At 68.6% G+C, this 14,767-nt stretch carries 15 protein-coding genes; 9 read left to right on the plus strand and 6 right to left on the minus strand.

The window, feature by feature from the left end; translation table 11 throughout:
• Positions 1–33 precede the first annotated feature (33 nt).
• A complete protein-coding gene (locus tag B9C99_RS10025) occupies positions 34–1,509 on the plus strand; it encodes a sensor histidine kinase (protein ID WP_088897716.1) in 1,476 nt (491 codons plus the stop codon).
• 75 nt (positions 1,510–1,584) lie between these two features.
• Here the strand turns inward: B9C99_RS10025 and B9C99_RS10030 are convergent, their stop codons facing one another.
• Both B9C99_RS10030 and B9C99_RS10035 read right to left on the minus strand, forming a co-directional pair.
• Positions 1,585–1,839 (minus strand): WhiB family transcriptional regulator, encoded by a 255-nt coding sequence (locus tag B9C99_RS10030; RefSeq protein WP_006550236.1) that lies wholly within the window; start codon positions 1,837–1,839, stop codon positions 1,585–1,587.
• Between the two features lie 272 nt (positions 1,840–2,111).
• Entirely contained in the window at positions 2,112–3,050 is a 939-nt protein-coding gene (locus tag B9C99_RS10035) for a diacylglycerol kinase family protein (RefSeq protein WP_088897717.1), read from the minus strand.
• 86 nt (positions 3,051–3,136) lie between these two features.
• Between B9C99_RS10035 and B9C99_RS10040 the strand changes: the two genes are divergently transcribed.
• Positions 3,137–3,520, plus strand: coding sequence for a hypothetical protein (locus B9C99_RS10040; RefSeq protein WP_016693378.1), 384 nt, complete (start codon positions 3,137–3,139; stop codon positions 3,518–3,520).
• Positions 3,521–3,526: 6 nt separating this feature from the next.
• On the opposite strand, the gene B9C99_RS10045 is transcribed toward B9C99_RS10040, so the two are convergent.
• Positions 3,527–4,012: a GNAT family N-acetyltransferase gene (locus tag B9C99_RS10045; protein WP_016693377.1), complete on the minus strand. Its 486-nt coding sequence runs from the start codon at positions 4,010–4,012 to the stop codon at positions 3,527–3,529.
• Between the two features lie 73 nt (positions 4,013–4,085).
• Here B9C99_RS10045 and B9C99_RS10050 point away from each other — a divergent pair, with 73 nt between their 5' ends.
• Entirely contained in the window at positions 4,086–4,886 is an 801-nt protein-coding gene (locus tag B9C99_RS10050) for a ParA family protein (protein ID WP_026061395.1), read from the plus strand.
• A gap of 40 nt (positions 4,887–4,926) precedes the next feature.
• Here the strand turns inward: B9C99_RS10050 and B9C99_RS10055 are convergent, their stop codons facing one another.
• Both B9C99_RS10055 and B9C99_RS10060 read right to left on the minus strand, forming a co-directional pair.
• Positions 4,927–6,132, minus strand: coding sequence for a hypothetical protein (locus tag B9C99_RS10055; RefSeq protein ID WP_088897718.1), 1,206 nt, complete (start codon positions 6,130–6,132; stop codon positions 4,927–4,929).
• Between the two features lie 4 nt (positions 6,133–6,136).
• Positions 6,137–7,801: a DEAD/DEAH box helicase gene (locus B9C99_RS10060; RefSeq protein ID WP_088897719.1), complete on the minus strand. Its 1,665-nt coding sequence runs from the start codon at positions 7,799–7,801 to the stop codon at positions 6,137–6,139.
• A gap of 206 nt (positions 7,802–8,007) precedes the next feature.
• Between B9C99_RS10060 and B9C99_RS10065 the strand changes: the two genes are divergently transcribed.
• Positions 8,008–8,712, plus strand: coding sequence for a ferritin-like fold-containing protein (locus tag B9C99_RS10065; RefSeq protein ID WP_016693373.1), 705 nt, complete (start codon positions 8,008–8,010; stop codon positions 8,710–8,712).
• A gap of 57 nt (positions 8,713–8,769) precedes the next feature.
• A complete protein-coding gene (locus B9C99_RS10070; RefSeq protein WP_006550244.1) occupies positions 8,770–9,000 on the plus strand; it encodes a DUF3107 domain-containing protein in 231 nt (76 codons plus the stop codon).
• 124 nt (positions 9,001–9,124) lie between these two features.
• On the opposite strand, the gene B9C99_RS10075 is transcribed toward B9C99_RS10070, so the two are convergent.
• Positions 9,125–9,781: a TetR/AcrR family transcriptional regulator gene (locus B9C99_RS10075; RefSeq protein WP_016693372.1), complete on the minus strand. Its 657-nt coding sequence runs from the start codon at positions 9,779–9,781 to the stop codon at positions 9,125–9,127.
• Positions 9,782–10,112: 331 nt separating this feature from the next.
• On the opposite strand from B9C99_RS10075, the gene B9C99_RS10080 reads away from it, so the two are divergent.
• The 4 genes from B9C99_RS10080 to B9C99_RS10095 form a co-directional block, all read left to right on the plus strand.
• Complete coding sequence (locus tag B9C99_RS10080) at positions 10,113–11,033, plus strand: DUF3152 domain-containing protein (RefSeq protein WP_253250025.1); 921 nt, start codon at positions 10,113–10,115, stop codon at positions 11,031–11,033.
• A 52-nt stretch (positions 11,034–11,085) separates the two neighbouring features.
• The gene (gene moeZ / locus B9C99_RS10085; RefSeq protein WP_301179089.1) at positions 11,086–12,318 is read left to right on the plus strand and encodes an adenylyltransferase/sulfurtransferase MoeZ; all 1,233 of its coding nucleotides are present in this window, start codon (positions 11,086–11,088) and stop codon (positions 12,316–12,318) included.
• Between the two features lie 75 nt (positions 12,319–12,393).
• Positions 12,394–13,248: a TIGR02569 family protein gene (locus tag B9C99_RS10090; RefSeq protein ID WP_088897721.1), complete on the plus strand. Its 855-nt coding sequence runs from the start codon at positions 12,394–12,396 to the stop codon at positions 13,246–13,248.
• A 122-nt stretch (positions 13,249–13,370) separates the two neighbouring features.
• Positions 13,371–14,767 (plus strand): NarK/NasA family nitrate transporter (locus B9C99_RS10095; RefSeq protein WP_088897722.1); only part of this gene is annotated, 1,397 nt, incomplete at its 3' end.

Below are 14,767 nucleotides of genomic sequence, written 5' to 3' on the forward strand. Positions count from 1 at the left end.
GGCGGATATCTCCTGAGTACGAAAGCGGTTCCCGTGTCCACACTCAGTTCGTTGCTCGCGAGGTACACGGATCTTCCGGGTGCGGCCGTCGATCACCTCCAACGTGTCGTGGGCGAGTGGCAGTTGCTCGCCGACCTGTCGTTCGCCGATGTCCTCCTGTGGGTCGATGCGGCGCCGTCCGGAATCGTGTGCGTCGCACAGTGCCGGCCCACCACCGCCTCGACCGTCATCCCCGAGGACGCCGTCGGCACGCTCGTCTCCGACAACGAACATCCTTACGTCCGTGAGGCTTTCGAAACCGGAGAGATCGTCGACGTCAAGTCGTCCCCGGGCGCCGGGATCAACATCCGTCAGGCCGTGCCGGTGCGCTGGGACGGGCGGGTCGTCGCGGTGCTCAGCCGCGACGCCGCTCGCGTGTCGCGGCGGTCGGCCAGCGCACTCGAGACGGCCTATCTCGAATGCGCCGACGACCTCTACCGGATGATCAGCGAGGGCACCTTTCCCACCCCCGAGGCGCGCTCGGACACCAAGTCGAGTCCGCGTGCGGGCGACGGATTCATCCGGCTCGACCGGGAGGGCAAGGTCGTCTACGCCAGCCCCAACGCGCTGTCGGCCTACCACCGGATGGGTCTGAACTCCGACCTGATCGGTCAGGACCTCGTCGAGACGACCCGCGCACTGGTCACCGATCCCTTCGAGAGCCGCGACGTCACCGACTACCTCCGCGGGGCCGTGGAGGGCCGTCTGGGGCAGCGCATGGAGATCGAGGCACGCGGTGCCACGGTTCTGATCCGTGCGTTGGTCCTGAATCCGGGAGGCAGGATCCGGGGCGCCGCGGTCATCGTCCGCGACGTCACCGAGGTCAAACGACGCGACCGCGCACTGCTGAGCAAGGACGCGACCATCCGCGAGATCCACCATCGCGTCAAGAACAATCTGCAGACGGTCGCCGCACTGCTGCGCCTGCAGGCGCGCCGGACCGGCAACGCCGAGGCTCAGCAGGCCCTCGGCGAGGCGGTCCGCCGGGTGACGTCCATCGCCCTGGTGCACGAGGCGCTGTCGATGTCCGTGGACGAGGAGGTCGATCTCGATGGTGTGTTCGACCAGTTGATCCCCATCGTCGTCGACGTGTCGACGGTCGGTAGTCAGATCCGCGTGCTGCGGGAGGGGAATCTCGGTGTGTTCCCCGCCGATCGCGCGACGCCCCTGGTCATGGTGCTGACCGAACTCGTCCAGAACGCCGTCGAGCACGCCTTCGATCCGGGCGTCAACGGCACGGTCACCGTCAATGCCCAGCGTTCGGCCCGCATGCTCGACGTCGTCGTCCGCGACGAGGGGAAAGGTCTTCCCGACGGATTCAGCCTCGAGGCGTCGAACCGGCTCGGTCTGCAGATCGTCCGTACCCTCGTGGCCGCCGAACTCGGCGGATCGCTGGAGCTGACGTCCAACGAGGCCGGCGGGACCGACGCGCGCCTGCAGTTACCGCTGGGCAAGGTGCCGGTCGCCTGATCGTTTCCGTCCGGGCACGTAAGAAGGCCCGGTCTCCGTGAGGGGACCGGGCCTTCGAACGTCTGTCGGAGCTGCTCAGACCGCCGTGCGAGCGCGGGTGCGGGCGTTGCGACGCTTGAGAGCGCGGCGCTCGTCCTCGCTCATACCGCCCCAGACGCCGGCATCCTGGCCGGACTCGAGCGCCCAGGAGAGGCATTCGGCGGTGACGGGGCAACGGTTGCACACGAGCTTGGCATCCGCGATCTGCGCGAGAGCCGGGCCGCTGTTTCCCACGGGGAAGAACAGTTCCGGATCCTCGTCGCGGCAGATGGCCTTGTGGCGCCAGTCCATGCTTCTACTCTCCTTCGATGGTGCGTGTGCACCGGCTGATCGGTCAATGCGTGTTCACGCCTGTGGCACGGAGTGTTTCCGCGCGGTTACTTGTGAATGCTTTCACGAACGAGCGTGGAGTCAATAGAATCGGCCACGATCGTGGGGAAGCTCACGCTGTTGTGAGCTACGAGTTCGCCAATCCCTATTTCTACTCCACTCGAGCCGAGAAGGTAGTGGTAATCACAGAATTCGTGCTTCTCTTTCTGTCGCTGTCCCGCTAGAGGGGAGGGTCAGCGGGGCGCGACGACATCGAGGATCGACGGCACGGCCACGAACTCGACCTCGGTGCGGAGTCCGAGATAGTCGCCGTCGACCTGAAGTCCGATCGGGCGCGAGGCCCGGGCGCGCACGCGCTCGACATCGTCCGCACGCACCAGATGCGGTGACGCCGGCTCGCCACGGGCGGCCAGGAGCTGCCTCACCACCCGCAGGCTCGGAAATACCCGGGTCGTCGTCATGGCAAACACACCCAATCCGGTGTCGAACGACGTGCCGGGATTCGTGTGCACGGGCCGGGACTCGAGATAGGTCCAGGGACTCGAGTTCGACACGAACGCGTAGTGCACCCCCGGTACGGGTTCGGATCCGGGCATCTCGAGCGTGAGTGCCGGCTCGTCCCGCTTCGACGCGAAGAATCGGGCTACGGCATGCCGCACGTAGCGCGCCGTCGTGACCTTCTTGCCCTCGGCGCGGCTCAGATCGATGGCCTCGCACACCTGGGCGTCGAGACCGAGGCCCGCGTTGAAGGTGAACCACCGGCCGTCGCAGTGGCCGAGGCCGATCCGGCTGGTCCTGCTCTCCTGCAACGACTCGAGCACCTGCTCGGTGGCCTCGAGCGGATCGGCGGACAACCCCAGGGACCGCGCGAACACGTTCGCCGAGCCGCCGGGCACCACCGCGAGTCGCGGGAGGCTCGGATCGGCGCTCCGATCGGGGGAGGGGCCGAGCAGACCGTTGACGATCTCGTTGACGGTGCCGTCGCCCCCGTGGGCGACGACGACGTCCATCCCGTCGGCGTGCGCCGAGCGCGCCAGTTCGGCGGCGTGACCGCGGTGGGTGGTGTGCGCGACGGTCAGTGCGAGCCGGCCCCTCAGGGCGTGAGCGAGGCGGTCGCGACCGGCCGGGGTGGTCGTCGTCGCATTCGGGTTCACGATCAGCAGGGCGCGCACGGAACATCAGCCTAAGTGGTGCCCGGCGGGTCCACTACGCTGGACGGGTGCCTCTCGAAACACCTCGCAGCAGCGTTCCGTCGACCGTGCGTGCCGCCGGATGGCTCGTCGTCCTCGAGGGCGTCGTCGCGATGGGGTTCGCGGTGTACTCGATCATCCGCGCCGCCTCGGGCGAACACGATCAGTCGGTCACCAACGGTTACGGCTTCGCGCTGTGGCTGTTCGTCCTGTTCGGCGGGGTCCTGGCCGGCGGGATCGCGCTCGTGCGCGGTGTGCGCTGGGGACGTGCCGTGGCGGTACTCGCGCAGTTGCTGTTGCTGCCGGTGGTGTGGTCGCTGTTGACCGACTCGCACCAGCCGATCATCGGCACCGTGCTGGCGCTCGTCGTGGTCCCGACGCTCGTGCTGCTGTTCAGCCCGCCCACGACGCGGTGGCTCGCGCACGAGTACGCGCCCGACGTCGACGAGTGATCCGGCTCAGCTGCCGAGTGCCTGCAGTGCGGCGCCGCTGAGCCTGAAGGTCGTCCACTCGTCCTGAGCGACGGCACCGAGCGAGCGGTAGAAACCGATGGACGGCTCGTTCCAGTCCAGCACCGACCAACTCAGGCGGGTGTAACCGCGCTCCACGCACTCGTGGGCGAGCGCCGCGAGCAGAGCGCGTCCGTGTCCCCTGCCGCGGTGTTCGGGACGGACGAACAGGTCTTCGAGGTAGATGCCGTGCACGCCGTCCCAGGTGGAGAAGTTCCGAAACCACAGCGCCACCCCGACGACCTGCCCTTCGGTGCCGTCCTCACCGGATTCCTCGGCGACGTGCGCGTACACCGAGGGTTGCGGCCCGAACAGGGCCTCGTGGATCTGCTCGGGCACCACGGTGCACTCGTGCCGGGCCTTCTCGTATTCGGCGAGGTCGTAGATCAGCCCGGTGATCGCGGGGACGTCCTCGGGTGTGGCTCTGCGGATCACGACGGGCTGCCTCCTGCGGTCTCGTGGGCGGATTCACCTCGCGCTGCGCCGCCGAGTGCGCGAGGATCGGGTCGTGGCAACGGTACTTGCAGTGGCAAATCAGAAGGGTGGCGTCGCCAAGACGACCACCGTCGCGTCGTTGGGGGCCGCATTGTCGGCGCTGGGCCGGCGGGTGCTCGTCGTCGATCTTGACCCCCAGGGGTGCCTGACCTTCTCCCTCGGGCACAACCCCGACAAGCTCGAACAGTCCGTGCACGACGTGCTCGTGGGCGGCGTCGAGACGAAGGACGTCCTGCTCGACACCGCGGAGGGGATGTCGTTGCTGCCGGCGACCATCGACCTCGCGGGTGCGGAAGCGATGCTGCTCATGAAGCCGGGACGCGAATACACCCTCAAGCGAGCCCTGGCGTCGGTCGAGGACGACTACGACGTCGTCGTGATCGACTGCCCGCCCTCCCTCGGGGTCCTCACGCTCAACGGCCTCACCGCGGCGCGGTCCGTGCTCGTTCCGCTGCAGTGCGAGACGCTCGCCCACCGCGGAGTGGGGCAGTTGCTGCGCACCGTCGACGAGGTCAGACAGATCACCAACCCGGATCTCGAGCTGCTCGGCGCGCTGCCGACCCTGTACGACTCGCGGACCACGCACAGCCGCGACGTGCTCGCCGATGTCTCCGATCGATACGACCTGCCGGTGCTGGCCCCGCCCGTACCCCGCACGGTCCGCTTCGCGGAGGCCTCCGCCTCGGGCGCGACGGTGCTGGCGGGACGCAAGAACAAGGGCGCCGAGGCCTACCGGGCGCTCTCCGAGAACCTGCTGCGCTACTGGTCGGGGGAGGCGGAACTCGAGATCTTCGAGACCGCCGTCGCGGACTGAACCGGCCCCGCGGTCGGCACCTACCGGGGACGGCTCGCCGTCAGCGCAACGCCACGAGTTCGTCGCCGCGCTGCTCGACCACGACGTCCCCGGCGACGGCGACGTTCACCGCGGAGACCGCTCCGCGCTCGACGTCGATGCGCGGACCGGGTTCACCTGTCCGTGAGTCGACAGCCACGAGGGCGTCCTCGACGGGAAGAAGCAGCGAACCGGCCATGATGTCGCCGCTGCCGAGGGTGTCCTCGACGGTCCACTGCGGAGCGAAATCGGTGGTGGACAGTGCGACGGTGTCGCGGCCGGTCCACCACACGAGCATGCCGCCGCGCTCGAGGGCGGGGTCGTCCGATTCGCCGGCAGGACGCGGCAGGGCGTGCGTGTCGACGAGGACGCCCTCGCTGTCGAAGACCTCGATGCGCGGCCCGTCGTTGTCGTCCGGGGCCAGATAGACCGCCGTGCGGTCGCCGACCACCGCGACGATGCGGGAATCCCCGCCCGCTTCCGGCAGTACCGACGAGGCGAACTCCTCGGGCTTGGTGCTGTCGTCGGGGGTGGGATCGAGAAGGGTGAGCCGATTGGTCGGCTCGTTCGCGCACTGTTCGAGGACGGCCAGCACTTCGGCGCCCGAATCCGCCGAGATCAGTTCGCAACCCGATCGGGGTTGGGCGTTCGGGTTCACCGGTGCGTCGACGCGCCCGTACTCGACCGTGCGCACCAGATCGGAGCGCCACATCTCGAGACGCGACTCCCCGAAGGCGATCAGGTGCGAACCGGCGTCGACGAGCCGGATCGGATCGTCGGCGTCGCTCGACCGTTGCGCGCCGCGAGCGCCACTACCGGCGTCGAGCGCGGTGACCTGCCCGCATCCACGCGGGCCGCGGTAGGCCGAGACCACGTCGCCCCAGGCTTCGGTGACCGCGCACAACGCTCGATCGCGGTCGTACCGCCAGCGTTCCTCACCCGACTGCGGGTCGCGACCGACCACCGCGCCACCGTCGGCCGTGGCGATCGTTCCCCCGGACACCACCGGCGCGGTCGTCGCCGTACTCGGCGCACGCCACAGTTCGGCGAGAGTGCGCGGAAGCGCCTGTGCGGCAGCGGGAGTGGGGACGGGACCGTCCCAGATGGTCGACGTGGTGCCCCGCGCATCCGAGCTCAGCCAGACGACACTCGCCGCCACCAGAGCGGTGACGACGAGTGCGGCTGCGACGAGAAGGTCGGTGCGGGTGCGGCGCTCGGGCGCGAGCACGTGGTTATCGGGCAGACGACGTCGAGACCGCTTCCACGTTCGACGTGTCCTGCTGCTCTGCGCGACCGGCCGGGCCCTCGCCGGAGCGGGTGCGACGGCGACGACGGCGACGACGTGCCGGAGCGGAAGCCCCGGTGTCCTCACCCGTCTCCGCTGCGGCAGACTCGTTCTCGGCCTTCGCCGAGTCGTCCGAACCGGTTGCGGCGGCATCCGTCGCGGAGCCGTCGGCCGACTTTCCGCGGACGGTGCGGCGACGGACCCGGTTGCGCTTCGGACGGGATCCGCCTTCGCGCTCGACGCGCTCGCGCTTCTCACCGCTCTCGGAGGCGGCGGGAGCGGCCTTGCGGACGCGTCCGGTGGCGTCGGACGGGATGTTCAGCTCCTCGAACAGGTGCGGGGAGCTCGAGTAGGTCTCGATCGGATCCGGGATACCGAGATCGAGAGCCTTGTCGATGAGCTGCCAGCGCGGCACGTCGTCCCAGTCGACGAGGGTGATCGCGATACCGGTGCGTCCGGCGCGACCGGTACGGCCGATGCGGTGGACGTAGGTCTTCTCGTCCTCGGGGCACTGGTAGTTGATGACGTGGGTGACGTCGTCGATGTCGATGCCGCGGGCGGCGACGTCGGTGGCGACGAGGACGTCGATCTTGCCGCTGCGGAACTTGTCGAGGGCCTTCTCGCGCGCGATCTGACCGAGGTCGCCGTGCACCGCGCCGCACGCGAAACCGCGCTCGACGAGGTCGTCGGCCACCTTCTGCGCCGTGCGCTTGGTGCGGGTGAAGATCATGGTGGCGCCACGGCCCTCGGCCTGCAGCACGCGGGCGACGAGTTCGGCCTTGTCGAGCGCGTGCGCCCGGTAGATGAACTGCTGGGTGCGCTCGTGCACGGCCGACGATTCGGCCTCCTCGGCACGGATGTGCGTCGGGCGGTTCAGGAACGTGCGGGCGAGGGTGATGATCGGGCCGGGCATCGTGGCCGAGAACAGCATCGTCTGACGACGGTCGGGGACCATCGTGAGGATGCGCTCGATGTCGGGCAGGAAGCCGAGGTCGAGCATCTCGTCGGCCTCGTCCATGACGAGCACGCCGATCTTGCCGAGGATCAGGTGACCCTGGTTGGCGAGGTCGAGCAGACGACCGGGAGTACCGACGACGACGTCGACACCCTTCTTCAGTTCGTCGATCTGCTGCTCGTAGGGGCGGCCACCGTAGATCGACAGGACCTCGAGGCCCGACTTGCGGCTGCCGGGCAGGTACTTGGATGCGTTCACGAGGTCGTTGGTGACCTGGATGCACAGTTCGCGGGTCGGGACGATCACGAGGGCACGGGGAGTGCCGTCGAGCGTGGTCGTGCCGGAACCCTCGGTCGCGATGCGGTGCAGGAGGGGAACGCCGAAGCCGAAGGTCTTGCCCATGCCTGTACGGGCCTGACCGATGAGGTCGTCGCCGGCGAGGGCGAGCGGCAGGGTGAGTTCCTGGATCGCGAAGGTGCGTTCGATGCCGACCTCGGCGAGGGCGCGGACGATCTCGTCGCGGACACCGAGTTCGCCGAAGGTGGGGGGTACGTGGGTGGAGTCGAGTTGTGCGGAGACGGTGGTTTCGCTCGCGTCGTCTTCGTGGTCGATGGTGATCTTGCTCAGGGGTCCGGCCTTCCTGGTCTCGGCACGCACGCACGAGGGGGAAAGGCGACCGGCCTGCACCTCAGCGCGAGCGGTTTCCACCAGGCTCGGCGAAGCGCGGCAGCGATCCGCAGTTCGGGTGCGCGCACATTATCTGGGAAGCTCGCGGGCCACGGTCGGCGGCTCGAAGCGCGGGCTTCCCGAACCATTGTACCGGTTCCGGCGCATTCCACGAGGTAGTACTACGCTTCGTCGTCATGGGAGCCGATACGCCGCAGTCCACCTCCGAGTCCGGCGCGACGCCGGACGGACCCGCAGTCCCCGCCGATCACCCCGGTGTCGCAGAGCTCTTCGCAGTGCTCGCGTACGGCGAGATCTCGGCGTTCTACCGCCTCGCCGAGGACGCCCGATTCTCCCCGTCCCTGCGCGGGCGGGTCGCGCTCGCAAGCATGGCAGCTGCGGAGATGAGCCATTTCGAGACGCTCCACACCGCGCTCACCGATCGCGGCGTCGAGGTCTACGCGGCGATGGAGCCCTACCGCAAGGCGCTCGACGCCTATCACGCCTCGACCACTCCCTCGACGTGGCTCGAGGTGCTCGTGAAGGCGTACGTGGGCGACGGGATCGCCGCAGATTTCTACTGTGAGATCGCCGACATGCTCGCTCCCGAGGTGTCCACGGTGGTCCGGGAGGTCCTCGCCGAGACCGGCCACTCGGAGTTCGTGGTGCAGGAGGTCCGCGAGGTCGTCGAGCGCAGCCCGCTGCAGAAGGACCGCCTGATGTTGTGGGGACGCCGGCTGCTCGGCGAGGCCATCACCCAGGCGCAGTACGTCCTCGCACAGAACGAGGAACTCGCCGAGCTGGTGATTCTCGCGTCCGGCGACCTGACGAACATCGCCGCGCTGTTCGATCGCATGCAGGTCGAGCACGCCGAGCGGATGTCGGTGCTCGGACTGCATTAGCCTGGGGCTGACAGCAGTACCAGCTCGGTTTCAACGCATGAGAATCGGAGGTCCACCGTGGAGGTCAAGATCGGCGTCGCGGACAGCCCGCGCGAAGTTGTCGTCGTCAGCGACCAGACGCCCGACGAGGTGGAGAAGCTCGTCCGGGCCGCGTTGAACGGCGCCGACGACGGGGTGCTCGCCCTCGTCGACGAGAAGGGCCGCAAGGTTCTCGTGCAGGCCGCCAAGATCAGCTACGTGGACATCGGTCCTGCCACGCTGGGCAAGGTCGGCTTCGCCGCCAACTGAGAGCGACCGACGAGAACGGGCCGGGGCATGTCGCCCCGGCCCGTTCGTCGTTCTCGGTATATGCGCGTGTCGTCAGCGACGACGGTGCTGCACTGTCGTCAGCGACGACGGTGCCCCTGTGTCGTCAGCGACGACGGAGTTCCGGCTGCAGCGGCACGTGCTTCAGACCGCCCCAGGCCAGCGCGACTGTGGTGTCCACGGCGTCCTCCTTGGGGATGGGGCGCGCGGCGTCGAGCCAGTAGCGGGCCGTGAACTGGCTCGTTCCCACCAGGCCGACCGCAAGGATGCGGGCCCGGTACGGATCGAGCCCCGAATCGTGGCTCACGAGGTCGAAGACGGCGTCGACGCACGCCTCGGTGGCCTGCTCGACACGCCGCGACACCTGCGGTTCGCCCATGAGGTCCGATTCGAAGACGAGACGGAAGCCCTGGCTGTCGTTGTCGACGAAATCGAAGAAGGCCTGCACCGCGGCGCGCACACGCTGGCGGTTGTCGGTCGTGGACCGCAGGGCCTGGCGGACGCCGTTGATGAGGGTGTCCACGTAGTTCTGCAGCACGGCGCAGTAGAGCTCGAGCTTGCCGGGGAAGTGCTGGTACAGCACCGGCTTGCTCACTCCGGCGCATTCGGCGATCTCGTCCATGCCGGCCGAGTGGTAGCCGCGTGTGACGAAGACCTCGCTGGCAGCCTCGAGCAGCTGTGCACGACGCTCGTCACGCGGCATCCGGGCGCCCCGTTTGCCGTTGCTACCCCGGCCGGATGCTCGTTCGGTGACTTCGGTCATGCTTGCTCCCAATCTGCACTACTCCGACAGTGGCGTGTGCCACCTCGGCGCTCCTCGTCTTTGCAGGTTACAGGTGAACCTGCATATCGAACGGACCGGCCTACCGACCAGTATCCGTTCCCGGCGCACGGATGGGGGCGCGCGTTCGACGCTTCGGATATCGAAATGGTGTCGATATGACATCCTGACATCCGTGATCGAGCGTGGAGGAGTGCGCGAGAGCAGGGGTCCGCAGGGCTCCTCGCCGACGGATCCTTCCCCGACGTCGTCCGGTTCGTCCCGGTCGCGAGGAACGGAACGATCCGAACCAGGTCGCAGGTCGCACCAGCCTCTGCGTGCCGTGTGGGACCCGGTGGGACGGCCGGACCGGCCACCTCGCCGACCGCGACCCGAGCGCGACGTCCGCAAGCAGACCCGCGTGGGCAGATTCGTCGCCACCTACGGCTGGCGCGCCTACGCCGTTCCGATCCTCGCCGTCGTGACCCTGATCGTGCTGTGGGACGCCGCGCGTGGGGGAGGGACGGAGGAGCCCGCCGATCCGGTCGTCGCGAGCGAGGTCACCGAGATCATCGTGGAGGCCCCTCGACCCGAGGGCACCTTCCCCGAGTTGCTCGAGTCCGGCGCCCTGCCGGACGGCGGGCCGTTCACGGAGGTCGGTGCGCGGCAGTGGCGGGTCGTGCCCGGCACCACCGGGCAGGTCGGCGCAGGACAGACCCGCGTGTTCACCTACACGGTGGAACTCGAGGAGGGCATCGACACCACCGGCTACGGCGGCGACGTGGCCTTCGCGACCATGGTGGACCGGACCCTCGCCGACCCGCGCAGCTGGATCGGCGACGAGGCGGTCGCCTTCCGCCGCGTCGACACCGGCGAACCGGACTTCCGGATCTCTCTCACCTCGCAGATGACCATCCGCGAAGGATGCGGCTACGACATCCCGCTCGAGGGATCGTGCTTCAACCCCTCGATGGAGCGGGTGTTCCTCAACGAAGCGCGGTGGGTGCGCGGAGCCGTCGCCTTCCAGGGCGACATCGGGTCGTACCGCCAGTACGTCGTCAACCACGAGGTCGGCCACGCCATCGGCCTGGCGCAACACGACGCGTGCACCACCGACGGCGGTCTCGCGCCGATCATGATGCAGCAGACCTTCGGCACCGCCAACGACGACATCGCGCGCCTGGACCCGGGGGGCGCGGTCCCCGCCGACGGGGCACGGTGCCGGTTCAACCCGTGGCCGTACCCGCGGGCGTAAGCGCGGGTCGGGGTCGACGGGCCGGGCGGGGATGGCAGCGACCAATGGCACCATGGACGGTGACGCAGGACGCATCGCGACAGGAGAACCCGTGACCGCAACGACACCGTCGACGCGCCGATCCCTTCCGCCGCTGGTGGAACCCGGCCCGGAGCTCGGTCGCGAGGAGGTCGCCCGGTACAGCCGTCATCTGATCATCCCCAACGTCGGGGTCACCGGTCAGCGACGGCTGAAGAACGCGCGGGTGCTGTGCATCGGCGCCGGCGGACTCGGTTCGCCCGCGCTGCTGTACCTCGCGGCGGCGGGCGTCGGCACGATCGGCATCGTCGAGTTCGACGACGTGGAGACGTCGAACCTGCAGCGTCAGGTGATCCACGGCCGCTCCGACGTCGGACGACCCAAGGGGGAGAGCGCCCGCGACAGCATCCTGGCGATCAACGACGGCGTCATCGTGCGCCTGCACGAGACGCGGCTGGAGTCGAGCAACGCCGTGCAGCTGTTCGAGCAGTACGACCTGATCCTCGACGGCACCGACAACTTCGCGACCCGCTATCTCGTCAACGACGCCGCCGTCCTCGCCGGCAGGCCGTACGTGTGGGGCTCGATCTTCCGGTTCGAGGGCCAGGTGTCGGTGTTCTGGGAGGACGCCCCCGACGGTCGCGGCCTGAACTACCGCGACCTCTACCCCGAGGCGCCGCCGCCGGGGATGGTTCCCTCGTGCGCCGAGGGCGGTGTGCTCGGCGTCCTGCCCGGCACGATCGGCACCGTCATGGCCACCGAGGCGATCAAGCTCATCACGGGGATCGGTGAGCCGTTGCTCGGCCGTCTCATGATCTACGACGCGCTCGCGATGTCGTTCCGCACGGTGACCCTGCGCCGCGATCCGGGACGGGTGCCGGTCACCGAACTCGTCGACTACGAGGCCTTCTGCGGGATCGTTCCCGATGCCGCCGCGTCGGCGCGATCGGCCGTCACCCCCACCGAACTGCGCCGCATGCTCGACGAGGGCCGCGACCTCGCGCTGATCGACGTGCGCGAGCCGGTCGAGTGGGAGATCGTCCGTATCGACGGTGCCCGGCTCGTGCCGAAGGACCGCATCCTCTCCGGTGAGGCCCTCGCCGACCTGCCGCAGAACACCCCGATCGTGTTGTACTGCAAGACCGGTATCCGCTCGGCAGAGGCGCTCGAAGTGCTTGCGCGCGCCGGATTCTCGGATGCGACACATCTGCACGGCGGCGTGATCGCGTGGGCGCAGCAGGTCGACACCTCGTTGCCGGTCTACTGACGGTGACCTCGTTGTGACCTGAAACAGCGGAGTGCCTTCCCGATCCGGGCGGTTTGCGGAGGTAGGTTGAGCGTCGTGAGCTCACCCGAACCGCCTCAGCACGTGTGCTCCACATTCGGTCTCCGCGATGTCGAACCGGTCCCGCTCGGGCCCGACTGGGACGGAGGTTTCCGGTGTGGGGACGTCGTGCTGTCCCGAGTCGCCGATCATGCCCGCGCGGCCTGGTCCGCCAAAGTGCGGGAGACCCTGACCGTCGACGGCGTGCGGCTGGCCCGCCCGGTGCGGTCCACCGACGGTCGCTACGTGGTCTCCGGATGGCGTGCCGACACCTACATCGTCGGCACGTCCGAGCCCCGGCACGACGAAGTGGTCTCACTGTCGCTGCGGCTGCACACCGCCACCGCACAGCTCGAACGTCCCCGTTTCCTCATGCAGCCACCCGTCGCACCCTGGGAGGACGTCGACGTCTTCGTCGCCGCCGACCGCGCGGCCTGGGAGACCGTGCCTCTGCGCAGCGCCCGCGCCGCGGGTGCGCCCGAGACGGTGACCCCCGACGGCCGTAAGAGCCTCGACCTGATCACCCAGCTCGCGACCTTCCGCAAGCCCGTGCACCTGCCCGACCAGCTCGTCCACGGCGACCTGTTCGGCACCGTCCTGTTCGCCGGGCGCGCGGCACCCGGGCTGACCGACATCACCCCCTACTGGCGTCCGGCCTCGTGGGCGGCCGCCGTCGCCGTCGTCGACGCACTGTCGTGGGGCGGTGCCGACGAAGGGCTCATCGGCCGTTGGGAGGACCTTCCCGAGTGGCCGCAGATGCTGCTGCGCGCGGTGATCTTCCGGCTGGCCGTGCACGCGCTGCATCCGCGTTCGACCGAGGACGCCTTCCCGGGTCTGGCGCACACCGCCGACCTCGTGCGGTTCCTCCTGTAACACCTCACAGGGCGGCCCGAGCCGGGGTGAGCAACTCTTGACGCGACGGTCACCGCGGGCAGCACCGTAGCAACACCCGTTTCCTACCTTTGGGATCAACACGGACCCGAGGAGGAACGGCGATGACGACCTTCATCGAAAATGAAAGTCTCAGAGACAAATTCGCACGCAACCACAACATCGATCGGTGGGACGCCGAGGATGTGGAGGCGTGGGAGGCCGGCGGCAAGCAGGTCGCCAAGCGCAACCTGATCTGGTCGGTGATCGCCGAACACGTCGGCTTCTCCGTCTGGTCGATCTGGTCGGTCATGGTGCTGTTCATGCCCACCGAGGTGTACGGCATCGACGCCGCCGGCAAGTTCTTCCTGGTCGCGGTCCCCACACTCGTCGGCGCGATCCTCCGCATCCCCTACACCGTCGCCACCGCCCGCTTCGGTGGCCGCAACTGGACCATCTTCAGTGCCCTCGTACTGCTGATCCCCACCATCGGGGCGCTGTACCTGATGCTGAACCCGGGCCACTCCTACACCACGTTCATGCTGGTCGCGGCACTCGCCGGTGTCGGCGGCGGCAACTTCGCGTCGTCGATGACCAACATCAACGCCTTCTACCCGCAGCGACTGAAGGGCTGGGCCCTCGGACTCAACGCCGGCGGCGGGAACATCGGTGTCCCGGCCGTCCAGCTGATCGGCCTGCTCGTCATCGCGACCGTCGGCAACACCGAGCCCTGGATCGTGTGCGCGGTCTACCTGGTCCTGTGCGCCGTCGCCGCGCTCGGCGCCGCCCTGTTCATGGACAACCTCCGTGACCAGAAGGCCGATCTGCGGGCCATGGGCGCCGCACTGAAGTTCCGCGACTCGTGGATCATCTCCTTCCTCTACATCGGCACCTTCGGTTCGTTCATTGGCTTCAGCTTCGCCTTCGGTCAGGTCCTGCAGATCAACTTCCTCGCCGGCGGCGACACCCCCGCCCAGGCCGCACTGCACGCCGCGCAGATCGCCTTCATCGGCCCGCTCCTCGGATCGATCTCGCGCCCGCTCGGCGGAAAGCTAGCCGACCGCATAGGCGGCGGGAAGATCACCCTCTACACCTTCGTCGCGATGGCCCTGGCCGCCGCGGTGCTCATCGTCGCCGGCACCCTCGACGACCGCACCACCGGCGCCGCGACCGGCGGTGTGCTGACCGCCATGGTGCTCGGCTTCATCGCCCTGTTCCTGCTCTCGGGGCTCGGCAACGGCTCGGTCTACAAGATGATCCCGTCCATCTTCGAGGCCCGTGCGCAGGATCTCGACGAACTCGATCGCGACGAGAAGGCCGCCTGGTCGCGCAGCATGTCCGGTGCCCTCATCGGCTTCGCCGGTGCCATCGGCGGACTCGGCGGCGTCGGCATCAACCTGGTCTTCCGCGCCTCCTACGGCGGCGAGGCGCAGTCCGCCACGATGGCCTTCTGGGTCTTCGCGATCTTCTACCTCGTGTGCATCGCGGTGACCTGGTTCGTCTTCCTCCGCCGCCCCCACAC

Origin of the sequence: Rhodococcus sp. BUPNP1, from assembly GCF_002215235.1 — a bacterium.
Classification (GTDB): domain Bacteria; phylum Actinomycetota; class Actinomycetes; order Mycobacteriales; family Mycobacteriaceae; genus Rhodococcus.